This is a genomic window from Paraburkholderia sediminicola (assembly GCF_046026675.1).
GTDB classification, from domain to species: Bacteria; Pseudomonadota; Gammaproteobacteria; order Burkholderiales; family Burkholderiaceae; genus Paraburkholderia; species Paraburkholderia sediminicola_F.
This window is the reverse complement of the sequence record NZ_JAQQEY010000001.1, coordinates 3230686-3254591: the sequence shown is the minus strand read 5'-3', so window position 1 is coordinate 3254591 and position 23906 is coordinate 3230686. Positions and strand designations below refer to the sequence as shown.

At 60.9% G+C, this 23906-nt stretch carries 24 protein-coding genes, 2 tRNA genes and 2 pseudogenes; 18 read left to right on the top strand and 10 right to left on the bottom strand.

Going from position 1 to position 23906, the window contains the following annotated elements; genetic code table 11:
• From pstB to phoR, 4 genes are all read left to right on the top strand, one after another.
• Complete coding sequence (gene pstB / locus PQQ86_RS13965; protein ID WP_408267660.1) at positions 1-849, top strand: phosphate ABC transporter ATP-binding protein PstB; 849 nt, start codon at positions 1-3, stop codon at positions 847-849.
• A 28-nt stretch (positions 850-877) separates the two neighbouring features.
• Positions 878-1582, top strand: coding sequence for a phosphate signaling complex protein PhoU (gene phoU, locus PQQ86_RS13960; RefSeq protein ID WP_054036271.1), 705 nt, complete (start codon positions 878-880; stop codon positions 1580-1582).
• 25 nt (positions 1583-1607) lie between these two features.
• Entirely contained in the window at positions 1608-2309 is a 702-nt protein-coding gene (gene phoB, locus PQQ86_RS13955; RefSeq protein ID WP_028199153.1) for a phosphate regulon transcriptional regulator PhoB, read from the top strand.
• 138 nt (positions 2310-2447) lie between these two features.
• Positions 2448-3761, top strand: a complete 1314-nt coding sequence (gene phoR, locus PQQ86_RS13950) for a phosphate regulon sensor histidine kinase PhoR (protein ID WP_408267657.1) — start codon at positions 2448-2450, stop codon at positions 3759-3761.
• Positions 3762-3868: 107 nt separating this feature from the next.
• On the opposite strand, the gene ppk1 is transcribed toward phoR, so the two are convergent.
• The gene (gene ppk1 / locus PQQ86_RS13945; protein ID WP_097389974.1) at positions 3869-5932 is read right to left on the bottom strand and encodes a polyphosphate kinase 1; all 2064 of its coding nucleotides are present in this window, start codon (positions 5930-5932) and stop codon (positions 3869-3871) included.
• 203 nt (positions 5933-6135) lie between these two features.
• Between ppk1 and ppx the strand changes: the two genes are divergently transcribed.
• Entirely contained in the window at positions 6136-7761 is a 1626-nt protein-coding gene (ppx, locus tag PQQ86_RS13940; protein WP_408267656.1) for an exopolyphosphatase, read from the top strand.
• A gap of 106 nt (positions 7762-7867) precedes the next feature.
• On the opposite strand, the gene PQQ86_RS13935 is transcribed toward ppx, so the two are convergent.
• The 4 genes from PQQ86_RS13935 to PQQ86_RS13920 all read right to left on the bottom strand — a co-directional run bounded on the left by PQQ86_RS13935 (position 7868) and on the right by PQQ86_RS13920 (position 9991).
• Positions 7868-8680, bottom strand: a complete 813-nt coding sequence (locus PQQ86_RS13935) for a GNAT family N-acetyltransferase (protein ID WP_054036277.1) — start codon at positions 8678-8680, stop codon at positions 7868-7870.
• Positions 8681-8912: 232 nt separating this feature from the next.
• Positions 8913-9371 (bottom strand): phosphohistidine phosphatase SixA, encoded by a 459-nt coding sequence (gene sixA, locus PQQ86_RS13930; protein WP_054036280.1) that lies wholly within the window; start codon positions 9369-9371, stop codon positions 8913-8915.
• Positions 9372-9562: 191 nt separating this feature from the next.
• Positions 9563-9639: transfer RNA gene (locus PQQ86_RS13925), tRNA-Pro, on the bottom strand.
• Positions 9640-9817: 178 nt separating this feature from the next.
• A complete protein-coding gene (locus PQQ86_RS13920; RefSeq protein ID WP_175051169.1) occupies positions 9818-9991 on the bottom strand; it encodes a hypothetical protein in 174 nt (57 codons plus the stop codon).
• Positions 9992-10155: 164 nt separating this feature from the next.
• Between PQQ86_RS13920 and PQQ86_RS13915 the strand changes: the two genes are divergently transcribed.
• Positions 10156-10317, top strand: coding sequence for a hypothetical protein (locus PQQ86_RS13915; RefSeq protein ID WP_408267651.1), 162 nt, complete (start codon positions 10156-10158; stop codon positions 10315-10317).
• A 165-nt stretch (positions 10318-10482) separates the two neighbouring features.
• On the opposite strand, the gene PQQ86_RS13910 is transcribed toward PQQ86_RS13915, so the two are convergent.
• Complete coding sequence (locus PQQ86_RS13910) at positions 10483-11871, bottom strand: MATE family efflux transporter (protein ID WP_408267648.1); 1389 nt, start codon at positions 11869-11871, stop codon at positions 10483-10485.
• Positions 11868-12176, bottom strand: coding sequence for a DUF2288 domain-containing protein (locus tag PQQ86_RS13905; RefSeq protein ID WP_408267646.1), 309 nt, complete (start codon positions 12174-12176; stop codon positions 11868-11870). Before PQQ86_RS13905 ends, PQQ86_RS13910 begins: the two co-directional genes overlap by 4 nt.
• Positions 12177-12287: 111 nt before the next feature.
• Between PQQ86_RS13905 and PQQ86_RS13900 the strand changes: the two genes are divergently transcribed.
• Positions 12288-13016 carry a pentapeptide repeat-containing protein gene (locus PQQ86_RS13900; RefSeq protein ID WP_408267644.1) on the top strand — a complete coding sequence of 243 codons (729 nt, stop codon included), beginning with the start codon at positions 12288-12290 and terminating at the stop codon, positions 13014-13016.
• A gap of 742 nt (positions 13017-13758) precedes the next feature.
• On the opposite strand, the gene PQQ86_RS13895 is transcribed toward PQQ86_RS13900, so the two are convergent.
• The 3 genes from PQQ86_RS13895 to PQQ86_RS13885 all read right to left on the bottom strand — a co-directional run bounded on the left by PQQ86_RS13895 (position 13759) and on the right by PQQ86_RS13885 (position 16017).
• The gene (locus PQQ86_RS13895) at positions 13759-14085 is read right to left on the bottom strand and encodes a hypothetical protein (protein ID WP_408267641.1); all 327 of its coding nucleotides are present in this window, start codon (positions 14083-14085) and stop codon (positions 13759-13761) included.
• A gap of 126 nt (positions 14086-14211) precedes the next feature.
• On the bottom strand, positions 14212-14925 hold the full coding sequence (locus PQQ86_RS13890) for a peptidoglycan DD-metalloendopeptidase family protein (RefSeq protein WP_408267639.1): 714 nt from the start codon (positions 14923-14925) through the stop codon (positions 14212-14214).
• Between the two features lie 183 nt (positions 14926-15108).
• On the bottom strand, positions 15109-16017 hold the full coding sequence (locus tag PQQ86_RS13885) for an aldose epimerase family protein (protein ID WP_408267637.1): 909 nt from the start codon (positions 16015-16017) through the stop codon (positions 15109-15111).
• Here PQQ86_RS13885 and PQQ86_RS13880 point away from each other — a divergent pair.
• The 11 genes and pseudogenes from PQQ86_RS13880 to PQQ86_RS13830 all read left to right on the top strand — a co-directional run bounded on the left by PQQ86_RS13880 (position 16016) and on the right by PQQ86_RS13830 (position 23708).
• Positions 16016-16351 (top strand): hypothetical protein, encoded by a 336-nt coding sequence (locus PQQ86_RS13880; protein WP_408267635.1) that lies wholly within the window; start codon positions 16016-16018, stop codon positions 16349-16351. The two genes, PQQ86_RS13885 and PQQ86_RS13880, sit on opposite strands and share 2 nt — an antisense overlap.
• Before the next feature lie 310 nt (positions 16352-16661).
• On the top strand, positions 16662-17492 hold the full coding sequence (locus tag PQQ86_RS13875; RefSeq protein ID WP_408267632.1) for an undecaprenyl-diphosphate phosphatase: 831 nt from the start codon (positions 16662-16664) through the stop codon (positions 17490-17492).
• A gap of 311 nt (positions 17493-17803) precedes the next feature.
• Positions 17804-17880, top strand: a tRNA-Arg gene (locus PQQ86_RS13870).
• Positions 17881-18115: 235 nt separating this feature from the next.
• Positions 18116-18383, top strand: a pseudogene (locus tag PQQ86_RS13865) (preprotein translocase); the annotation flags it as partial.
• A gap of 144 nt (positions 18384-18527) precedes the next feature.
• Complete coding sequence (locus tag PQQ86_RS13860) at positions 18528-19517, top strand: hypothetical protein (RefSeq protein WP_408267629.1); 990 nt, start codon at positions 18528-18530, stop codon at positions 19515-19517.
• A 95-nt stretch (positions 19518-19612) separates the two neighbouring features.
• Positions 19613-20347: a hypothetical protein gene (locus PQQ86_RS13855; RefSeq protein WP_408267626.1), complete on the top strand. Its 735-nt coding sequence runs from the start codon at positions 19613-19615 to the stop codon at positions 20345-20347.
• A gap of 22 nt (positions 20348-20369) precedes the next feature.
• A complete protein-coding gene (locus PQQ86_RS13850; protein WP_408267623.1) occupies positions 20370-20819 on the top strand; it encodes a hypothetical protein in 450 nt (149 codons plus the stop codon).
• 136 nt (positions 20820-20955) lie between these two features.
• Positions 20956-21393: pseudogene (locus PQQ86_RS13845) on the top strand (IS66 family transposase); the annotation flags it as partial.
• Positions 21394-21640: 247 nt separating this feature from the next.
• Complete coding sequence (locus PQQ86_RS13840; protein ID WP_408267620.1) at positions 21641-21997, top strand: hypothetical protein; 357 nt, start codon at positions 21641-21643, stop codon at positions 21995-21997.
• A gap of 244 nt (positions 21998-22241) precedes the next feature.
• Positions 22242-22829, top strand: a complete 588-nt coding sequence (locus PQQ86_RS13835; protein WP_408267617.1) for a hypothetical protein — start codon at positions 22242-22244, stop codon at positions 22827-22829.
• Positions 22830-23456: 627 nt separating this feature from the next.
• A complete protein-coding gene (locus tag PQQ86_RS13830; protein ID WP_408267614.1) occupies positions 23457-23708 on the top strand; it encodes a hypothetical protein in 252 nt (83 codons plus the stop codon).
• Positions 23709-23906 lie beyond the last annotated feature (198 nt).

Below are 23906 nucleotides of genomic sequence, written 5' to 3'. Positions count from 1 at the left end.
ATGAATATGGCAGAAACTCAACTCAATCCGACCGTGCGTCCGACGGCGCCCGCCGGTTTCGATCCCGCCCAAAGCGGCCAGGCGCAAGCCCCGTCGCGTCCGAAGATCGAAATCAACGACCTGAACTTTTTCTACGGCAAGTATCACGCGCTGAAGAACATCAATCTTCGGATTCCCGAAGGCAAGGTGACCGCCTTCATCGGCCCGTCGGGTTGCGGCAAGTCTACGTTGCTGCGCACGCTCAACAAGATGTACGCGCTCTATCCTGAGCAACGCGCCGAAGGCGAGATCCTGATGGACGGCGAAAACCTGCTGACCTCCAAGCGCGATATTTCGCTGCTGCGCGCGCGGATCGGCATGGTGTTCCAGAAGCCGACGCCGTTTCCGATGTCGATCTACGACAACATCGCATTCGGCGTGAAGATGTTCGAAACGCTGCCGCGCTCGGAAATGGACGACCGCGTGGAGTGGGCGCTGACCAAGGCCGCACTGTGGAACGAAGTCAAGGATAAATTGGGCCAGAGCGGCTACGGTTTGTCCGGCGGCCAGCAACAACGTCTGTGTATCGCGCGCGGTATTGCGATCCGTCCTGAAGTGTTGCTGCTCGACGAGCCGTGTTCCGCACTCGACCCGATTTCCACCGGCCGAATCGAAGAACTGATCGCCGAACTGAAAAGCGATTACACGGTTGTGATCGTGACTCACAACATGCAACAGGCCGCACGCTGTTCGGACTACACTGCCTATATGTACCTCGGTGAACTGATCGAATTCGGCGACACCGAAAAGATCTTCATCAAGCCGGTCCGCAAGGAAACCGAGGACTACATCACTGGCCGCTTCGGCTAAGCCGCCGCGCAAAACAACGGAGTACGACATGTCCGATAAACATCTGTCCAGCCAGTTCGACGCCGACCTGAACCTCGTTTCCTCGAAGGTGCTCGAAATGGGCGGCCTGGTCGAGTCGCAGATCGTCAACGCGATGATCGCGCTCAACAACTTCGACCTCGATGTATGCGAGCAGGTGATCGCCGCTGAAGACCGTCTGAACACGATGGAAGTCGAGATCGACGAAGAGTGCAGCAACATCATCGCGCGCCGTCAGCCGGCCGCGCGCGACTTGCGCCTCCTGATCGCGATTTCGAAGACCATCACGAATCTCGAGCGCGCCGGCGACGAAGCCGAAAAAATCGCCAAACGCACCAAGCGTCTGATGGAAGACGGCGCTTCGCGCAGCATCAATATCGCCGAGATCAAATTGTCGGGCGAAATGGCGGTGTCGATCCTGCGCCGCGCGCTGGACGCCTTTGCGCGTCTGGACACCGTCGCCGCCGCGCAGATCATGCGTGACGACAAGGCGATCGACGAAGAATTCCGCGCTTTCGTTCGCAAGCTGATTTCATACATGACTGAAGATCCGCGTTCGATTTCGGTGGGCCTCGATTTTCTGTTCATCGCCAAGGCGATCGAACGGATCGGCGACCACGCGAAAAACATCGCTGAATTCATCATCTACATCGTCAAGGGCACCGACGTGCGGCACAAGTCGCGCGACGCGCTCGAACGCGAAGCACTCAGTTAATCAGTTATAAGGACCAGAGGTGCCGATGCCCAGCAGCATTCTCGTCATTGAAGATGAGCCCGCCATTTCCGAACTGATTTCGGTGAATCTTCAACACGCCGGGCACTGCCCGATTCGCGCGTACAACGCGGAGCAGGCGCAGAACCTGATCAGCGATGTATTGCCCGACCTCGTGCTGCTCGACTGGATGTTGCCGGGCAAGTCGGGCATCGCGTTCGCTCGCGATCTGCGCAACAACGAGCGCACCAAGCACATTCCGATCATCATGCTGACCGCACGTGGCGATGAGCAGGACAAGGTGCTCGGCCTCGAAATCGGTGCCGACGACTACGTCACCAAACCGTTTTCGCCGAAGGAACTGATGGCGCGCATCAAGGCGGTGTTGCGCCGCCGCGCGCCGCAGTTGACCGAAGACCTGGTTGCGATCAACGGTCTGAAGCTCGATCCGGCAACGCACCGCGTCGCTGCGCACGCCGAAGGCAGCGAGATCAAGCTCGATCTTGGCCCGACCGAGTTCCGTCTGCTGCACTTCTTCATGACGCACCCGGAGCGCGTGCATAGCCGCACGCAACTGCTCGATCAGGTGTGGGGCGACCACGTGTTCGTCGAAGAGCGCACGGTGGATGTGCACATCAAGCGTCTGCGTGCGGCACTGAAGCCGGCCGGGTGCGATGCTATGATTGAGACGGTACGCGGCAGCGGCTACCGGCTCGCGAAGAGCGCCTGACTTTGCGGTAGCGCGAGTGGCGGTGCTTGAGCCACACGCGTTATGGAGGTCACATACGCCGCATAGGCCACATCGGTTACGTTAGGCGCCGCGATTTCAGATCCCGGCGTGAACGGTTTTCTCTTCGATCGCTAGAACATGAACATCATCTGGGCGCGCTCCATCGTGTCGGTCGTGCTGCTGGCTGTTCTGTGCGTGGTGGTCGGCGCACTTCTGAACGTCAAGGCAGGGCTGGTCCTCGCGATCGTCATGCTGCTCGCGCAGAGCCTCTTTAGTACCTTCCACAAGCAGCGTTTGTGGCGCCTGCTCGACGCGCCGGTCTACGGCGAAGTGCCGAGCGCCCCGGGCATCTGGGGCGAAATCTACTACCGTCTGCATAAGCTTGCGAAGCGCTGGCATGCGCAGGTGCGCCAGGTCGAGCAGCAGCATTCGCGTTTCATCCAGGCGATCCAGGCGTCGCCGAACGGCGTGGCAATGCTCGATGATCACGATCAGATCGAGTGGTGCAATGCGATATCCGAACTCCATTTCGGGCTCGATGCGAAACGTGATCTGCGTCAGCACATTACGCATCTCGTGCGTCAGCCCGATTTCGTGCGCTATCTGAATTCGCAACGCTACGAACAGATGCTGATCATGCGCGGCATGGGCGAGAAGCGCCAGAACGTGCTGTCGGTGCAGGTGTTTCCTTATGGCGAGAATCGCAAGCTGGTGCTGTCGCAGGACATCACCGAGCTGGAACGTACCGACGCGATGCGGCGCGACTTCGTCGCTAACGTGTCGCATGAATTGAAAACACCGTTGACCGTATTGTCGGGTTTTCTCGAGACGATGCGAGAACTGCCGCTAAGCGAAGCCGAGCGTGGGCGCTACCTCGAACTGATGGAGCAGCAGGCCTCGCGCATGCGCCATATCGTCAACGACTTGCTGGTGCTCGCGAAGCTCGAAGGCGACAACAAGCCGCCGAGCGATCAGATGATCGATATGCGTGCGGTGCTGCGGCATCTGCGGGACGACGCGCAAAGCCTGTCGAGCGACCATCACAAGATCGTGTTTGACGCCGACGAAGGGCTCACGGTAACCGGTGTGGAAACGGAGATTCTCAGCGCGCTTGGCAACCTCGTGACCAATGCGATCCGCTATACGCCGGACGGCGGTGCGATCAAGGTGAGTTGGCAGGCAAACGGCGGCAGTGCGGTGTTTTCGGTCACGGACAGCGGCTTGGGGATTCCAGCCGCGGACATTCCACGTCTGACCGAGCGCTTCTATCGTGTCGACCGCAGCCGCTCGCGCGATACGGGTGGGACGGGCCTCGGGCTCGCCATCGTCAAACATGTGCTGCAACGGCACGATGCACAGCTCGACGTGAAGAGCGAAGAGGGACGTGGCAGCACGTTCACCGTGCGTTTCCCGGTGTTTCGCACGGCGCGTCGGCAACCGGCGCCGGTTTGAAAACGTTGGCCTGAAAAAGCCCGCCTGGAACGAAACAAGGCGGGCTTTTTTCGTGCGCAGCGCCGCTTGCTTCCGCGGCGCGCAAACGCGATCAGACGATCACGAACTCACGAACAGAATTTCCCCAGCAGGCTCATCTGCGCATTGCGCGAGGATTTGCCCGGCCGGCGGCGCCGATAGTGGCCGTCGCTTTGCATCAGCCACGCGGATTGGTTGTCGCCGAGGAATGCCGACAGCCCTTCGGCGATCACACGCCGCTTCAAACGACGGTTGTTGACCGGAAATGCCACTTCCACACGGCGGAAGAAGTTGCGATCCATCCAGTCGGCGCTCGACAGATACACCTGTTCCTTGCCGCCGTCGTAGAAGTAGAAGATGCGGTGATGCTCGAGAAAGCGCCCGACGATCGAACGCACCGTGATGTTCTCCGACAGGCCAGGCACACCCGGCTGCAACGAACATACGCCGCGCACGATCAGATCGATCTTCACGCCCGCCTGTGACGCTTCGTACAGCTCGGCAATCACGGTCGGTTCGAGCAGCGCGTTCATCTTCGCGACAATGCGCGCCTTCTTGCCGGCACGAGCATGCTCGGCTTCCGCACGAATCGCCTCGACCAGTTTCGGATGCAGCGTGAACGGCGACTGCCACAACTCGTGAAGCGACAGTTCACCACCGATGCCGGTCAGTTGCTGGAACACGTGGTGCACGTCTTCGCAAATCTTCTGATCGGCCGTCATCAGGGCGAAGTCGGTGTAAAGACGCGCGGTGCGCGGGTGATAGTTGCCGGTGCCCAGGTGCACGTAACGCTTGAGCGTGGTCCTGCCGCCTGACGACACACGCCGCACGATCAGCATCATCTTCGCGTGGCACTTGTGGCCCACCACGCCGTACACGACGTGCGCGCCCACCGCTTCTAGCTGCGACGCCCAGTTGATGTTGGTTTCTTCGTCGAAGCGCGCGAGCAGTTCGACCACCACCGTCACTTCCTTGCCATTGCGCGCCGCCTGCATCAGCGCGTCCATCAGCGGCGAGTCGGTGCCGGTGCGATAGATGGTCTGCTTGATGGCCATCACGTTCGGGTCTTTAGCTGCCTGCAGCAGCAACTCGAGCACCGGTTGAAAGCTCTCATAAGGGTGATGCAGCAGCACGTCGCCCTGATCGATCACGTCGAACATGCTGGTGCTGTTCGCGATTTGCGGCGGAATCGCCGGAATATGCGGAACGAATTTCAGGTCGGGCCGGTCCACCATCTCCGGCAATTGCATCAGCCGGACCAGATTGACGGGGCCATCGGCGAAATAGCAATCCTTGGTGGTGAGGCCGCTTTCGTCGAGCAGGCGCCGCACGACATGCGAGGGCGTTTCCGCCGACACTTCGAGCCGCACAGCGTTGCCCAGATGCCGTGCCGGCAGTTCGCCCTGCAACGCGACACGCAGATTGGTGATTTCGTCTTCGTCGACGAACAGTTCGCTATTGCGTGTGATGCGAAACTGATTGCAGGTACGCACCACCAGGTTCGGGAACAGCTCGCCGACAAAGCGCTGCAGCAACGAGCTCAGCAGCACGAAACCATGCGGATAGCCTGACAGCTCCTGCGGCATGCGCACGAGCCGGGGCAAGGCACGCGGCGCCTGCACGATGCCCATCATCGCCTGGCGGCCGAACGCATCTTTGCCTTCGAGTTCGACGACGAAGTTCAGGCTCTTGTTGAGCACGCGCGGAAACGGGTGAGCCGGATCGAGGCCGATCGGCGTGAGCACCGGCAGCAGTTCGTCGAAGAAGTAATTGCGCGCCCATTCGGTCTGCGCCTCGTTCCACGCTTCGGTGCCATGAAAATAGATGCCTTCTGCCTCGAGCGCGGTGAGCACCGTGTCGTGCAGCATGGTGTACTGGCGATGCACGAGCCTCTGCGCGCGCTCGACCACGAGGTCGTACACGTGCTGCAGCGACATGCCGTCCGGCGACAGTGCGCCCGGGTTGTCGCGCATCTGTTCCTGCAGTCCGGCCATGCGGACTTCGAAGAATTCGTCGAGGTTGCTACTGGTGATGCAGATGAAGCGCAAGCGTTCGAGCAAAGGGACGGCTGGGTCGGCAGCTTGTGCCAACACACGCTCGTTGAAACCCAGAATGCCCAGCTCGCGATTCAATAATGGGTAGCGGATGGACATCGGCAGCGAGAATGGAATGTCAGGAAGGGAGACGTAAAGACGCTCGGAAATTCTCACAGTATGATGACGTTGTTATGACATTCTCGAATGTTATAAATTCTACGCCGTATTCATTGCGTGTCGTAATTATGACGCAGTGCGTGTGGGACCATAGGGCACCCCCATTACTGCGAGGCGACATCGTGAGGTCCGGTACGCTTAGAATGGCGTCTTTGAACAGCGCGGCCGGCCACAAGGCGCCCAAGGCATCCGGTGGGCATCCGGCAGCCTTCGCATCCACCGCCGCCGCGCTCGCGCGCATGGAGTCCGCTTACTCGATGGTCACTACTCCACAACTCCTTGCTGCCGTCGATCTCGGCTCGAACAGCTTCCGGCTGATCGTGGGCCGGGTCGAGGAAACCGACGCGGGCAGCCAGATCTATCAGGTCGACGCCTTGCGTGAGCCGGTGCGCCTTGCCGCCGGCCTGTCGCGCGACAAGATGCTCGACCGCGCCTCGCAAGTGCGCGGCTGGGACGCACTCAAGCGCTTCGGCGAGCGGCTGCGCGACTTTCATCCCGATCATGTGCGCGCCGTCGCCACCAATACGTTGCGCATCGCCAAGAACGCGGGCGAGTTTCTCGGCGAGGCACAAGCCGCGCTCGGTTTTCCGATCGAAGTGATCGCTGGGCGTGAAGAAGCGCGCCTGATTTATGCAGGGGCGGCACACTCCGTGCCCGCGAGCGCGGGCAAGCGTCTCGTGGTAGATATCGGCGGCGGCTCGACGGAATTCATCATCGGTTCGCACTACACGCCGATCAAGATGGAGAGCCTGTATATCGGCTGCGTGAGCCACAGCCGCGCATTTTTTCCGGCGGGCAATATCGACGAATACACGATGCGCCAGGCCGAACTCGCCGCGAGCCGTGAAATTCAGATCATTTCCGCCGAATACAAGAAAACCGGCTGGGAACAGGCGATTGGCTCGTCCGGCACCGCGCGGGCGCTCGCCGAACTGGTCGAGGCCAATGGCTTCAACGATGCGGGCGTCACGCACGGCATCTCGCGCGGTGGGCTGGAGCGCCTCAAGCGCGCGCTGATCAAGGCGGAAAACGTCAATCGTCTGAAGCTGGTCGCGTTGAAGGGCGATCGCATTCCGGTGCTGGCCGGCGGCCTGTCGATCATGATCGCGGTTTTCGACGAACTCGGCGTCGATTACGTCGATACAACAGATGGTGCGCTGCGCCTCGGCGTGCTGTACGACTTGCTGGGCCGTTCGCAGCACGAGGACATGCGCACAGTGACGGTGGAAGGCTTCATGCGCCGTTACGGTGTGGACCGCGCGCAGGCCGGGCGTATCGGCGAACTCGCGGTGCGCTTTTACGACCAGTTTGCCGAACCGGACGAAGAGCGCCGCGCCGAGAACCGCATGTTCCTCGGCTGGGCTGCGGCCTTGCACGAAATCGGACTGTCGATTTCGCACAGCGCCTATCACAAGCATTCCGCCTATATCGCCAGCAACGCCGACATGCCGGGTTTTTCGCGCACCGACCAGGCGCGGCTCGCCGCGCTGGTGCTCGGCCACGCGGGGAAACTCGGCAAGCTGTCACAAACGCGTGAAGTGGAATGGCCGCTGCTGTTCTGTCTGCGGCTCGCGGCGCTGCTGTGCCGCCGGCGTGCGGATGTCGGCTTGCCGGGTATCGCGGTCGCGCAGGCCAACGGCGGTTACGAAGTACGTTTGCCGAACCAGTGGGTGGCTAACAATCCGCTGACGGATTACAGCCTGATCCAGGAAGCCGCGGAGTGGGAGAAGGTCGGCATTCCCTATCGCGTGGTTTACACGGACGATTGAGAATCTTGCGGTGTAAATGAAAAAGCCCGGCCGATTAGCCGGGCTTTTTTCTGCGCTTCAGTTTCAGCCACCGGCTGACTGTGCCGGGCGGTTCGCCATGTGCCGCTCAGCGCGGCGTTGCGTCGCCGAGGAAGTGCCGCGCGTAACGCGCGTTGATATCTGTCAGACGCAACAGCGTCAGAAAGTCGGCCGTGTTGAAATCGGGATCCCAGGCCGGTGCGCCGCAAATCTTCGCACCGAGGCGCAGATAGCCCTTCACCAGTGGCGGCGGCGCGACATCGGCGCCCGTTTGCAATTCTTCCACCGGCAGCGGCGTGTGCGGGAACGCGCGATATTCCGGCGCCGTCATCGCGTTGTCGCGCAGCGAGCAGTAAAGATTCGCTGCGTAGTGGCCACCGTCGACCATCGCGACACTCGCGCAGCCGAGCATCGTCTCGTAGCCGTTGTGCTTCATGTAGGCGGCGAGCCCTGCCCACAACGACATGATCACCGAGCCGCTGCGATAGTCGGGGTGCACGCATGAGCGGCCCACTTCGACCATCTTCGCGCGCAGGTGCGTGAGACGTGACACGTCGAATTCGCTTTCGGCATACAGGCGTCCGATACGGGCGGCCTGATGCGGCGGCAGCGCGCGATAGGTGCCGACCACCTTCAGCGTGTCGAGATCGCGCACCAGCAGGTGATCGCAGTATGAATCGAACACATCGACGTCGAGGCCCGCCGGACCCGTCAGACGGGCGCCCATTTCATCGGCGAATACTCGGTAGCGCAGACGCTGGGCCTCGCGCAGTTGCTCGTCGGTGCGTGCCCACGTCACTTGCAGGCGATGCTGGGCGGTGACTGTCTCTTCGGCGCGCGGCAGGCGACGCGTTTCGAAGATCGAAGCCAGGGGCAGGGTGGGCGTCGGCAGTTCTCGCATGTGGCGTCCTGGTCGAAAAAAGGGAGATTTCTTTTTTCGCCAATGTAGTAACGCCTGGTGACGCTCGCATGGCAAAGCCGTGACGATTGGATGACTGCCCGTAAGCTGCGTGCGCGCGGCTTGTAATGTCGTGGGCCGGGCAGGTCATGTGTTGTTTCCGCGCGACCGGTGGGACTGGTGGGCGCAGCCGGGTCTCTTCGAATACCAGGTTGCGCGACCTCATCAGTTCAGCTCAGATCAGATCGGGACTCATCGCCGCGCGCAGCACGGCCTGGTCGTCGCCGTCGCGCTCACGGCTTTCGATCCACCACAGGCCGGCTTTCTTCAGCGGCCAACTCGCTCCGCTGTTGCCGAGCAAACGTGCTGCAACGTGGCCGAGCGTCGGTTGATGGCCGACGATCACGACAGTGGGTGCGATGCCTTTTGACCAGCCGGCGGCTTCGAGCACATCGTCCGCACTGGCGTTAGGCGCGAGTTCCCGCACCACGCGGTACTGGTCGCTCAAGGTTTCCGCGGTCTGGATGGTGCGCACCGCAGGACTCGCGAGGACCACTGCGTCGTCGGGCAGGCGGGTGCGCAGCCACTTGGCGACGTTTTGCGCCTGTTTGCGGCCCCGCGTGGTGAGCGCGCGGGCGAGATCGCTAGCGGCGAAATCTTCGGCTTCGGCGTGACGCCAGAGGATCAGATTCATGCTTGTCTCCTTGACTCTGGTTGCGGCGTAGATAACAGCGCCGGGTTTTCGATCACTGTCGCATGCGAGCTTGTGAGGGCGCAAGGCGGTGGCGCGCGCCGAATGGTCACATCAGTTCGCATGAGTTTCTGATGCCCAGAAAGCAAAAACCCGCGAAGCCGAAGGCTACGCGGGTTTCGTATTGCTTTTCGTGGTCGGAGCGAAAGGATTCGAACCTTCGACCCTCTGATCCCAAATCAGATGCGCTACCAGGCTGCGCTACGCTCCGACGAATCCGAGATTCTACGTGGCATTGGGTGCCAGAGTCAATCACGAATTGCGCCGGGGTGAAAAAAGGTGTCAGACGGTCTGCGGTGGCAAGGTCGTTGCGGCGATCTTGCCACGCTGCAAGCGCGAGAATTGCGCTATGGATGGTCGGCGCGTCCGCTTCGTGCAGTGCGCTGCGCTCAGTGCCGACGACGCATCCAGTGTGGCATGTGCTGGTGCGTGACCCAGTGATGCAGCATGCCTTCGCCGTCATGTTCGCGCCGGTAGGTTCTCGATTCGAAAATCGACAGGGCGAGCAGCACGAGCAGGCCTATTGCAAGTCCGATCAGACCTGCGATCGATTCAGCGTCCATGGCAGTCTCCTATGACACGCAGCTGTGCCTCTATAGTAGGACACGCGTAACAAAATGGCAGGTGCGGCAGGAGGGGCGCGGCCTGCCGCGACATCGTCGAATGCGAATTGCAGGTAGACTCTCGGCGCTTCGTTGCCGTTATTGTCATTCTGTTTCGAGAGTCTATGAACCGCGTTTTGTTGATTGTGTTGATGCTGGCTGCCGGGCTCGCCGGCTGTGCCAACGATCCTTCCGGCCACCATGGCGGCCCGCCGCCAAAAGATCCCGTCGACTACCACGGCGTGCCTACCGACGACCGTCCGCCTGTCATGGCGCCCACTCCCTGAGCGCTTGCAGTGAACGAAAGCGAAGCACCGGCGCGGGCACGCCGGCGCTTCTGACCCGCGCAGACTATTCGCGCGGACGGCGCGGGCTGCAGTTATTCTAGGGCGAGGTGCACGCGTGATATGTGTGCGCTTGTTTCAAGCCGTAACCGTGTGCTGCGTTGTCGTTCAGACCGCCGCCCCCGCCATGCCTCGCACGACACCAGGCAACAAACGCGCGAGCGTGACACCGCGCGCGGCCATGAAGATCAGCATCGCGGCCCACAAGCCGTGATTGCCATACAGCGCCAGCAAGGCCCACGAGGCCGCCACGAACACTGCGAACGAGACCACCATCGACGTCATCAGTTCATGCGTGCGAGTGGCCCCGATGAACACGCCGTCGAGCAGAAAGCCCCACACTGAGATCACCGGTAAGAGCGCGGCCCAAGGCAGATAAGTCTCGGCCGTGGCGCGTACGATGGCCTGATTGGTCAGACCTTCGATTATCCATGAGCCCGCGCCCCAGTACACCAGCGAGAAGCCCAGCGCACCGAGTGCGGACCACAGCGCCGTCACCTTAATGGCCTGCACGAAAGCGTGCCGGTCGCGCGCGCCGATCGCAGCGCCTACCAGCGCTTCGGCCGCGTGAGCGAAGCCGTCGAGTCCATAAGCCATAAAGGTCTGAAAATTGAGCAGCAGCGCGTTGGCGGCGAGCGTGGCGTCACCTTGCTTCGCGCCGAGATGCGCGAACCAGCCGAACGACGACAGCAGACAGAGCGTGCGTACGAAGATATCGCGATTCAGTACCACCAGGCGCTTGAGGGTGGCGGCGTCGAAGAGGGTAGCGCGGTTCAATGCCGGCAAACCGCGCGGCCGGCCGTGCCATAACAACGCGGCGCCGAGTACGAAGCCGAGCGCGTCGGCGGTGGCGGTGGCCGCGCCGATGCCGGCCACGCCCCAATCGAATACGTACACGTACAACAGCACCGCCGCGATGTTCACGCTGTTGATGAACACTTGCGACAGCAGCGCGAGCCGCACCTGCTGTGTACCGAGCAGCCAGCCGAGCACCACGTAGTTGCCGAGCGCGAGTGGCGCGGCCCAGATGCGCGCGTGGCAGTAGATTTGCGCATGGCGCTGCACCGCGTCGCTGCCGCCGATCACGCGCAATGCGTAATCGATCAGTGGCGCTTGGAACAGAAGCACCGCGGCGCCGATCGCCGCCGCCAGCAACAACGCACGTACGACGTTGTTGCGCAACTCGGCGTGATCCCCCGCGCCGTGCGCCTGCGCGACGAGGCCGGTGGTGCCCATGCGCAGGAAGCCGAAGCCCCAGAACACGAAGTTGAAGAACAGGCCGCCGAGCGCGACGCCGCCAAGATAGGACGCGCCGTCCAGATGGCCGGCGACGGCGGTGTCGACTGCGCCGAGAATCGGCTGGGTGAGATTGGCGAGGACGATTGGAAACGCCAGCGTCAGCACCCGGCGGTGCCAGCGCACCAGGACGGCGGGGGCCGTCGCGCTCGCGCCGTTCCCCGAGGGGACTTCCTTCGGGGCGTGCGCGGGGTCGCTCAATTACGTTCCTGTACGCACACCCATGGCGAGACGACCACTGCCCACAGATCTGGATCGCGCGCGGCGAGATCGGCGGCGGTTTCCGCCTGCACGCGCTCGACAAGGCCGGAAGACAGCCATTGCGTGACCTGCGTGGTGTCGTCGCTGGCGATGGCTTCGGCGACGCTTACCAGATCGAGGTCGCGTGCGACGCGCAGCAGCATGCCGCGCGCGAAAAAGCGTTCGAGTTCGGTCCAGCCGATTTTGGCGGTTTCGGCGAGCAGCTGGGCGTACAGCGGGCTATGAGTGGCGTCGTTGGAAGTCATCGTAAGCGGGGTCTGACGGGGCCGTTACTATAAACCATCGGCGCGGATCGCCAGGGCGGCGCGCGTTCCGGTACGCTTGAGGTCTTTCGGCAAAATTCATTCTGAACCTTCATGTCACTGGATTCAACGGCGCGCGCTGCGGGCGCGCAAGCTCATGTGGTGGCCGATGCCACACTTACGCGCACCGACGTGGAGCGCCTCATTGCTACGAGCCTGGCGGGGAATAAAGATCCACTCCATTTCACCGACTGCGATTTCGAAGGGGCCGATCTGTCGCGACTCGATTTGCGCGGCGCTGAGTTTCATCGCTGCACGATCGTCGAGACGTCGTTTTTCGGCGCGATGCTGTCGCACACGCGCTGGGTTCGTTGCCGCGGCCGCCAGGCGGATTTCGCGTCGGCCGATCTGGTCGACGCGGTGTTCCAGTCAAGCGACCTGAACAACACCAGCTGGCGGCGCACCAAGCTTGCCTCGGCGTTGTTTCACAGCTGCAAGCTGACGGGCGCCAATTTCGAAGCCTGTACGGCGCTCGGTTTGAGCTTCGTCGAGACCTTGCTGGTGGGCGCGCATTTGCGTGGCCTGTCGTTTCGCAAGGCCACTCTCCAGCAACTCGATTTCTCCGACGCCGATCTGGCCGGCGTCGATTTTCGCGAGGCGATCTTCGACGGCGGCAGTTTGAAGGATGCCCATCTGAAAGGCGCGCGCTTTGACGGCGCGGACCTGCGCGAGGCGGATCTGAGCGGCGTGCGGCTCGTCGATGCGGCGCTGTTCAAGGGCGCGACGATTTCGCATCAGCAGGCAGCGGTGCTCGTGACCGAACTGGGCCTGCGAGTCATGTGATCGCGCTGCAAGCTGGCCGATTTTAGCCATTCGGCCAGCTTGAATGGATCAAAGCCTGTGCTTATCATCCAATCTATTGATTCATTAACGACGGTCGATTTGAAGCTCGCAATTTGTCAGTGGATTTGAAGATTTTTAATGTATTCGCTATTCGCGAATTTGTTATGAAGAAACGCGATTGCTTATTAGCGTCTCTCAATAATCGCTATTACACCAGTATGGTGCGTTGGCGCACTAAAGGTTCGCAATACATAAAGCGTCCGGATCATGCTGGGCGGGGCTCACGGGAATCGACTCACGGGCTTTCGTCAGGCTTTACCGGTAGCGGGTGGGTAGGTGCTTGATTTATAAGGCTTGATGAACCACGCGCGCGACTTTGACTTGCCGCGTTTATGAGGTTTCATACGGGGCAAGCAAGGCTATTTACCTCGTTTATTTCCGACATTTTCTCTTCACGTAATGCGGACTCCGTACGCCGCGTCACATTGAGCATGCAATTAATAGATTGCGCTTGTAAAAGGGGGTTGTTAGATTTCCTTCTGGCGCATGGTGAACCGGTCCTTTGCCGATATGCGCCGAACCCCCGTTAGCCCGGCCTCGTGCCGGGCTTTTTTTTGTGGGCGATTGCGCTCGGCGCGCTGCTCGCGTTCGCCGCACGCGTCGATCCGCGCTCTGGCCGCCGCTGGCGCTGCCACCAACTCGAGCGGCTCTGCGCCTGCGTTATTGCCTTGCCAGTTTGCTTCTACTGCTTGCAGCGAACCACCATCGACCGGTTCTTGACGTTCGCACCGAAAATTCCACCGACCGAGCCACCCGAGGTCGCGCCGTTGTCGACGTCCTTCGAAACGACGTCGTAGCCGTAGTTGCCGCAGACCTCGCCCGCGCGTTTGTAGCACTCGGCCCAACTTGAGCTCGCGTCACTGCCGCTGCAGTTGATCGCAAAGCCCGTATCGCCGCTTGGCAGGTAAGTCATGGTGGTGGTGCTGGAACAGCCGCCGAGGCTGCCGAGCGCCAGCAGGCCGAGGCCGATCGCCGCGGCCGTTGTTAAGGACGCCAGTGCGCTCTTCATTGCAGATTCCTTACAAATGACAGGGGGGACGCGGCGCAAAGCCGCGTCATACATAGGGTTGGGCGTTTTATAGCACGCGCGGTTCCCTCGACTGCTGCTGCAGGGCGCGTGCCTGAAGCCGGGCGGCTAGCGCGCCGGCAGTGCCCGCGAGGGGTCGATCGAGCGGCCCTGATAGCGCAGTTCGAAGTGCAGCATGACACGGTCGGTGTCGGTGTCGCCCATTTCGGCGATCTTGTCGCCGCGGGCGACCGACTGGCCTTCCTTCACCAGCAGCACGCGGTTGTGTGCGTAGGCCGTCAGATAGTCGGCGTTGTGTTTGAGGATCAGCAGGTTGCCGTAACCGCGCAAGCCGTTACCCGCATAGACCACTGTGCCGGACGCCGCGGCAACCACCGGGGTGCCCGCCGCCGCCGAAATATCGATGCCCTTCGAATTGGCGCCGTCGAAGCGTCGGATCACCGTGCCGTCAACGGGCCAGATCAGCGAGATCGCCGAAGCCGGCGCGGATGGCGGCGCGCTATCGGCGGGTGCCGGCCGTGGCGCCGCCGAAGCGCTCGCGCTTCCTGCACCGCTGCTACGCGCGGCACCACCTGTGGACGCCACATTGCCCGGTGGCGCGACACGCAGCACCTGTCCGACCTCGATGCTGTCCGGGTTGGTCAGGTTGTTCCAGCGCACGATGTTTTGCACCGGTTGCCGGTTGCTGCGCGCGATCTTCGATAGCGTATCGCCCCGTTCGACGCGGTAAAAGCCTAGCCCCACCGGAGCGGACCCGCAGGCGGCAAGCACCGCTAGCAACGACGCGCAGGCGAACCGTTTCATTCTTGTTGTGTTAAGCATTGGACCTCGCAAAGCGCTGCCACGCGCCGATCCCGATCACGCGGCAGGTAGATGCAAAGCGTCCGATTCTAACGGTTTTGCGCTGCAGCATCCGAAAAACGGACGCAGAGGCGGGCGCGTACGGCGGGAACGCGGCGAAAAGCCGCGTAACCCGTTACGTCCCGATGAGGGGAAAACCTGCCATCAGCGCAGCTTGCTGACGTTGATACGCAGTGTGGCCGTCTCGGTTTGTCCCGGTTCGAGCCAGCGCAGTCCCAGGCCGTTGTGGATCGCATCCGGCAGACCCAGCCATGGCTCGACGCAGTAAAAGTCTGACTCAGCGGCTTCGGTCCATGTCGTGACCGCGTACCAGGGCACCGAGTCCGGCCGTTGCAGATCGATCGTGATGAGCCGGTTCAGACCGGGCGCGACGAGACGCACGGGTTGGTCAGGCGCACCGACGAGACAATGGAAGCGATCGAGAATGCGCGCCTCGTCGAGCGTGTAGCGGGCGGCGCCTGGCTCGGTCGCGCTGATCGAGCCGTCGCTCTGCTGGTAGCACCGTTCGGTGGGCGGCAGCTCCAACGAGGTCTCGGCGCGCTGCGTATGCGGCAGCGTGAAATAGAAGTGATGGCCGGCGTAATAGGGCAAGCGCGTGTCGTCGGTATTGGCGGTGCTTAGCGTGACTTCCAGCGTATGCGTATCGACGAGCCGGTACGCCGCTTCGAAACGGAAGCCGAACGGGTAGCCGCTGCGCGTCGCGTCGCTGTCGGCGAGGGTCATGCGCAAGCCGGCGCCGTGTACGTCGGCGTGGGATTCGAAGGGCAGGTCGCGTGCGAAACCATGCATCGGCAATTCGCGCACCGTGCCTTGTGCGTCACGCCAGAAGCCGATCTTGCCGTCGACGCGATGCCGGCCCAGAAACGGAAACAGCAGTGGGTTGCCGCCGCGAATCCTGGCAGGCTGGCTCCAGTCGGCGTTCTCGGGCCAGTGAATGACCTCTTCGCCGTCGATGATCCACGACAAAAGACGGCCGCCGGCTTGCGGCGAGAAACGGAGCACGGAGGCGTCCTGGGCGATCTCGAGAATGTCCTGTTGCGGGGAGAGGGGCATGGTCGATGGGCTGGTTGATAAAGGTTGGGTGCGGTTCAAACGTGAGTTGAGCGCGGCTCGAACGCGGGGTGTGAACGGTCGAACGGCGCCGCATGACGGTTCGCGAAGCAACGATTTTGCGCTGCTTTGCGCTACGGGGAAACCCTTCTCGGGAAATTGCGGGTGGCCGGGAAGCACTATCCTTGTCGATAATCCACTGACTGCCCGGCCACTTCAACGACCGGGCGAGATCGGCTCAGGAGGCTTTATGGATCTCGCAATGGCAATGGGTGTGGCGCTGTTCGGCATGTTTGCGGCAAGCACGGTCTACTTTTTCTACAAGCTCGAGCGCTGATCCAGCCATCTGCGTCGCGTTCTGCCGGGCCGTCAATGCGGACCTGGTACGACGGTTTAGTACGAGTCTCGCGCGTCAGTACATTGAATTTCTCATGATCGCAGGGCGACCACCGGCGGCGCTCTGTTTCTTTTGCCGCGACGTAACAACGGTTTCCAGTTGTGACGCAGCGCATCAATATTTCCCCGAAAGCGGTTCAAACGCTTGGCGCTGACTTTGCAGCCAGGCATAATCGGTGCGCTTTTGACGCGCCGTCGATTTCCTTGTGCGGCGCGCTGTTCCCCGACATTTTCCTTACAAGGACCGCCGCGTGAACCTGTCGTTTCTGATTTTCCTGAGCGTGCTGCAAGGCGTCACCGAACTGTTCCCGGTCAGCAGCCTTGGCCACACGTTGCTCGTGCCTGGCCTCTTCGGCATGCATATCGACAAGCATGCGCCGCAACTGCTGCCGTTCCTCGTCGCGTTGCACCTCGGTACAGCATTCGCGTTGCTGTGGTACTTCCGCAAGCGCTGGTGCGCGCTGGTGCGTGGCTTCTTCGCTTCGTTCGGCGGCCGTCGCAACGACGACGCGCACATGATGTGGGCGCTCATCATCGGCACGATTCCGGCGGGCCTCGTCGGGCTGATTCTTGAGAAACGTCTCGAGCTGATTTTTCACGATCTGCGCATTGTCGCAATCGCGCTGATCGTGAATGGCGTGCTGCTGTGGTTCGGTGATCGCCTGCAACGTTCGCGCGCGCATCAGGCGCCGGAGAAGCTGACCTTCCGCCAGGCGTTTTTCGTTGGTCTCGCGCAGATCGGCGCGTTGATTCCGGGCTTCTCGCGCAGCGGTCTGACGATGATCGCCGGTAATGCGGCCGGCCTGACGACCGAGAAGGCCGCCGAGTTCTCCTTCCTGCTCGGCACGCCGATCATCTTCGCGGCCGGCGTGCTCGAATTGCCGAAACTGTTCCATGCGCCAGACCAGCTCGCCGATGCATTGCTCGGCGGCGTACTGACCGCAATCGCCGCGTATCTCAGCGTGCGTTTCCTGATGCGTTATTTCGAAGGTCGTGGACGTCTGGCTTCGTTCGGCGTGTACTGCGTGATCGCGGGGATCGTGTTCCTCGGCTGGTTCATGCTGCATCCGCAGCCGGTCTGATTATGCTCGACATGCCCGTTACAGCCCGCTAAGTGCCGGTTTGCGACTGGCGGGTAAGAAGCGATCGGTTATAATCCGGGCCCGGCTCAACGCGCCGGGCCCGTTTGTTTTGTGATGCTGTTTGGTGATTGCCGATCAGGGTTGCTGTGCGCCGGACCGGATTTCCACAGTCCTCGGCCCGGTCAGTTAGAATTTCGGTATCCCATGAACCCTGTGGCAGTCATACAGCACAGGTTCCAATGCCCGTTACGGGTTCTCATTGCGGGCGATGCAGGTTGTTCACGTTTGTGTTTGCATCGCCTCACGTCAATACGGCAGTAGCTCAGCTGGATAGAGCATCGGCCTTCTAAGCCGAGGGTGGGGGGTTCGAGTCCCTCCTGCCGTACCAACAAAATCAACGTGTTGCGCTGTTTCTTCGCGCGACTGCTCGTCGATAAATGTTTCATGTAGGCCCGGTGTAGGTTTTCACGGACAATACGATTGCTCCTGCCGCAGACCTCCCGAAACCTGCGCGTGGTGGACTCGACCGCCGTGATGATGTCTACTACCTCATCCAGCACAGGTTGGTATTTAGCTGCAACTTGAGCGGACGTGTGAGCGAGGTCGTTAACTGCGGCGTCAAGCGCGTCTCGCACAACAAGGCGGCTTGCTACGGCGGATTCTCGCGCGTGACGTTGCGTGACCGTCGCCGCTCGTTCGGGACGTTGTCTGAATGATGTGAGGTGCCGGTTGGCGTCGTGCCGCAGATCCAGGGGGCATAAACCGTCAGCCATTGCCGAGAAACACTATCGACGTCGGCCGCTGGATCTGCTCCGGATGTGGCACACAAAAATCGAAATGTGGATGCTGGAACAGGCGGGTATCAATTTCCAAGCGGCGAAATCTGTGTAATCACCCGGCGCCAGGACTCGCAAGGATCTGGCGCTTTTTGCCGTCTCGGCGCGGCAATAGATCTCGAGCGGCCAGAGCGGGATAGAATTGCCAGACCAAGGCGGGATAACTCGCCAGAGACCAAATATCCATAAACGTTATCGCATGTCTACGCCTCCCACCGAACAGGCACGCATCGCCGCGGCTGCCCAACTGCGAGCAACGCTGCTCGACTACTTCGCACGAGAATACTGGACGCCCCTGGAGGGTTGTCTGATCGTCTCAGGAATTCATCCCCTACCCGATTGCACGGAAATTCCATTGGGCGGAGTGGGCCTTGACAACAAGCCGTTGAACGCGGGTTCGTCACGCTTTCACGACGCGCGTCACATGTGGGATGCGTGGGGCGATTATCGTGAGAGTCAGCTTGAAGAGGGCGAGGAGGCGTACGTGAAAATCCTCGCCAAAGCCGGAAGCGACACGGAAATCCAGGTCATGCTGGTCCGCAGTCAAAAGCGCTGGATTAGCGCGCGCGACAAAGGTTTCGACGGCACGATGGATGTCCCCGGCGCGCCGGATAAAGGCGCTCTAGCGCAATCTCTGCTTCAGGCCATGCGATCTCGGACCGCGGAGTTGACGGAAACGTCGCATGCCAATCCGGCTTTGCCTCACCTGATCGAACTGGCGTCGGCGCAGCGAAAGTTCCTCGGTCAATTTACGGGCGGGGCCTTTGCGGGTTTCGATATGAACTGCGATTTCCTGCCTGGTGGCGGCACGCTCTCCTATGGATGCTTTGGCGTGCGCCGCTATCAGAATCTGGATCGGGTGTGCATGGTGCAGGACGATTGGGCGAGCGGGCATGTCTCGCAGGTGCAGTCGGTTGCGAAAGTCGTGCGAGGCAAGCTCGAAGAAGTCGCCGTATGCGGCGATGGCGAGGCCGACGCCGGTCAGTGTCCCGATGCGGGTAATCCTGACGATCCCGCCGCGCAGTGGAATCGGCATCCTGCCCAGTCGCCGGGGCGTACTGCTTCGTCGCAAAACTGGCCACAATTGGACACGGACGCTGATGCCGGCGCCGTCCTCGACTGGTTGCGCGTGTGCCTCACGGACAGCCACTATCCCCCGGCACAAGTCGCGAAGCAAAGCGGCAAATGATGCATTGAACGGAAAAGCCGCGGGGCACGCCTGCGGTGAATCGACCAGGGCGCGAGCGTCGACGCCGTCGACTTGGGTCTTTGGTGGGGAGAATCATGTTGACAGAGAACCAGTACGCCGACAAAGCGGACGCGCAACCGCACGAGCGGGAACATCCGGCCATGACCGCGATGTTGCGCACCATCGCGGCAATGCAGGCCGACGATCCGCTGATCGGCGCGAAGATCGCGGGTCAGGAAGTGTTTCACCGGTTCATGGAGCTGCTGAAGACCGAGCGGGGTGTGAATGTCGAATCGCTGTTCACGGGGCTTGGCGCGCTCGCCGGCTTCTCCTGCCAGATGGGTATTCGCGCGGCGTATGACCAGCGCAACGAACCCCTGCCGTTTCACTTCATGAAGAACGAGCAGGGACGGGTTTTCTATTTCGGCGACGAGCTCAACGCGCCGCTGGCGGAGAGTTCGTACTCGATCTGGTCGCTGGGAGCGGGACAGGTGCAGCATCTGGGCGGCGAGCTTCCGGAGCTCGACGAAATTTTCGTGCATGTAACGAAAACCTGCGCCAGTGGCGGATTCGGTGTTCCCCGTTATCCTGGTGAGCGCGCGGGGAACTTGCCGGTCGAATTCATTCAGACCTTCTGGCCGATACTGCAACCGAATGTCGGCAAGTATTGCGGCAACCGTTTCGACGACTGGCATATCGCTTATGGACTCGCAGTACAGCGAGCCATGGATATGACGAAGGAGACGATCACACCCGGCAACGCGTTGAAGATCGTGATGGAGTCCGCGATTCCGATGTCGAAGCTCGACGTGCGCGAAGTCGGTCTTTGACGCTCGAAGAGGAGACATCATCATGAAGTCGTCGGACGCAAGATTATTGTCGTTGACCCTCGCGACGCTGTTCGCGTCGTCGGTCCAGGCGAGCGGCCATGTACCGCCGATGCCCATGCCTGCCCAATCGTTCGCCAGTTTCGACGCGTGCGTGGAGAAACTGCGCCAAATGTACGCGGAACACATGACCGGCGCGAAAGACGGTCCTCAACCGTTCAAAGACAGTGCTACGCGCGAGAAGAAGGTCGATACCCAAGGCGTCGCGAGCAACGGACGCGACGAAGCGCACTACAACGTCGAGGTGGGCTGGGAGATTCGTGCGCCGGGCGGCGATGCGATCGGCAATCACTGGATCATGACGAACTATACGTACGAGCGCTTCGCATGGACCTGCAGCGGCGCCACATTGAGCGGCACCAGGGAAGGCGGCTTCGCGTCGCCTGGATTCCAGCCGGTACCGCAAGGAATGTGAGTGCCTGCCATTCGACGTTGTGAACCGAACCAACCGGAAACAGAAAATGATCAGGAGACTCGCTAAGGTCGCACTGGCGGCGTGGAAACGCAAGGGCGGTCGGCAGCAGTACAACAACAGGATCGTGAACAGCATGTCTGAGCGATGGATGCGAGCGGTGCCACTGCTCGATGACCTGAGACGGTGGTTCGACGCCACGCGTGCCAGGCTCCCGGCGAAGTCCGACACGACCAAAGCGATTCAGTACGCCCTGAACTGCTGGCCGGCGCTCGACTACTGCTGCACGGATGGGCGAGCAGCGATAGATAACCTCATTGCCGAGCGTGCCCTCCGCGGAGTAGCCCTGGGGCGCCGCAATTATCTGTTCGCCGGCTTCGACACTGGCGGCGAGCGCGCTGCAGCCGTGTATAGCCTGATCGGCTCGGCACGCCTGAACGGCCTCGATCCCGAAACCTATCTGCACTGCGTCATCAAGCGTATTGCCGGTCACGCGGCCAACCGCATTGACAATCTGCTGCCTAGGAACGTCGCACTGCACCTGCCCGCCACCGTCAGCATCCCACCCATCCAATAACCGCTCGCTTGCGGCGTTCGTCAACTACTTCTCCCGCGGCCTCGATTCAACGCTTGCGACTCGGTTTCGAGAATGTGCGATGCAAAGCCAATGCAAATATGCCCGATCACAACTTGACCACAGAGTAGAACGATTAGGATCATTTGATCCGCGCACCGGCAGGTTGGTTGGCGCGGGTGGGGGCACGATACGCGGCGCGCGCCTTCGGGACGGCGTAATAAATGGCAACGTTTAAGGGGAACTTACAATGTCTTCAGGTAAACGGAAGGTACTGACAGGCGCGCTGTTGGCACTGGCGATGATGAGCGGCTGTACATTGCCCCAGAGCAAATACACAATGACGCCCGAAGAGGTACAGCTCTATCACCTTCAACTGCAGAAGTCGCAAGCGGCAGCTGAAGCTTATAACAAGACACCTGAGGGAAAGGCAGAAATCCGCCGAAGATTTGAGCACGATGCTCAGTGGCAAGCTGACCAGCAGGCTGCGGAGGGCGCCGAAATCCAGAAGCGTATGTCGCCGAATTATCGACCGCCAGCACCGCCTGAACAGCACATGTGCTCGGTCAACTATGGGAGCACGGTCGGATTGGTGCCCTGCCCATAGTGCGAAGTATCGTCGGGATGTAGGCCGTCGCACTGGATCGCAGGGGCGGGCCTGACGGGCGGCCCTGGCGGGGCCCCCGAAGATGTTTCCGTGTCCCCCACCCGGGTTGGGTGACTCCCTTCCATGGAGCATTGTTAGCGGCTGCATTGCGTCTTCGACGCGATGACGACGAGGCGCCAGCGGCTTCGCGCAGGAGGCATTTCAATTGGCCAATGTTGCATTCCTTTTATGACAGGTGTTACCCATGTCGAATGTACGGACTGTCCTGACGGCTCTTTCTATCGCTTTGGCCACGGCTGCCTTGCTCTCGGGCGCGGCAGTGGCTCGGGCCGCTTCCGAAGACGCCAGCCTGAGCGCCAATGGAGCGGTCTCCCACGAGCTTTTCGATAAGGGAGATGACTACTATTGGGTCCTGGTGCGCGATCCAGGGAATGACGGCTTCCAATGTTCAGTCAGTTTCGTGACCACCAATGGAACCTATTCAATTCATGGTCCAATGGACGCAGAAATGGCAAAGACAGGGTCCGGGATGTTGTGGTTCGAAAGTCCGCGTATTCCAAAGACTCCTCACTCGACGCAGCGCGTGACGCTCGCTGTTCATGGGAATGACGGCGCGTTCAACTGGCCCGCCCTGCAGACCACCATTGGGAATACGCCACATGGCACGCTCATGGTTGCCGTGCAAATCATGTCGGTGCTCAAGGAAAAAGCGGACACGAACAACCTTTCGGTTTCGCTCGCTGGTAACGAGGTGTTCAAGGCCAAGCTGGTCGGGCTACAGGCGGCCTATGCGCGGCTCAGCGGATGTATGGCGGAGCATTCGGGAAGCTAGCGTCGACGAATCGGCACTCCAGAATGGCGGCAGCAGGTGGATGCTGTTCACACAGCAACATGTCACGCTGGGTCGTGATCAGGTCGTCGGCGACCTGACGCCGCCGGATTTCGCTGGCCTCGGTGTCCAGCGCGTCCAGTCTTGCAGTGAGCGTGACGCGACGCGCTGTTGTCTCCGCAGAACCGACGGTTGAATTACCTGTCCGGTAGATCCCATTGGCGGCACTCGCACCGGAATTATGCGAAATGGATATTTTAGTGCTGTTCTAATACAGCTCCGGCGAGAATCAACGTGAAAGCCATGGCACGTCGCAAGCAGTAAACGCAGCGCGCATTCGCACCACCATTGCACCTGACTAGTTGAAGAATCCTGTTTATTGAAATGCTTCAGCTTCTCGTCACAATTAATGGCGATATGTGGCGTTTTGAATGAAAGACTCTGGTGGGCGAGTTCAGTGTAAATAAAATGAAAGAAAATACTTTCTAAAAATTACTAAAGATTTCTCCGTGCCTGCCGACATTCGTAATATGAAAGCGGGACCTGATCCGGACTAGTCCTACTGCCTCGCATAAAAACAACGCCTCGGGGTTTCTCTGATTATGCGTCGATTATTGGCTCGGACTTGTATTGCTACTGCGGTCGCCTTCGCCGGTGCTGGTTTTGGTCGACGCGACGGGCCAGGCCGCACCGCTCGTATCCGTACTTGCGGCCTTGCCTCGCGGTAATGCACAGGCAATCGCCAACGTCACCGCGCTGACTACCGCAATCGCGGCACTGCTGACCTCGTCGGGCAATCCGCTCGATCTGTCGACGCCGGCCACGCTCGTGAGCCTGAGTTTGGCTGCGGTGCAGGCCGCCGTCGCGAAGCTCAATACGTGAGGCAGTTCGTCCCGCGAGTGCAGGCGCTTGTGTCAGGAACACCCCTTTTTTTGATCGCCATGGCGTCGCCTTGCAATGCGTCCGTCAAGCGAAGCAATGATCGCGGCGCAGGCGCCATCGCGCGGGAATGTGGCCGCAAGCAGACCAGATAAAGATAAGAATGAATAAATGTCGCAGTACGCCCTTATCGGGCAAGCC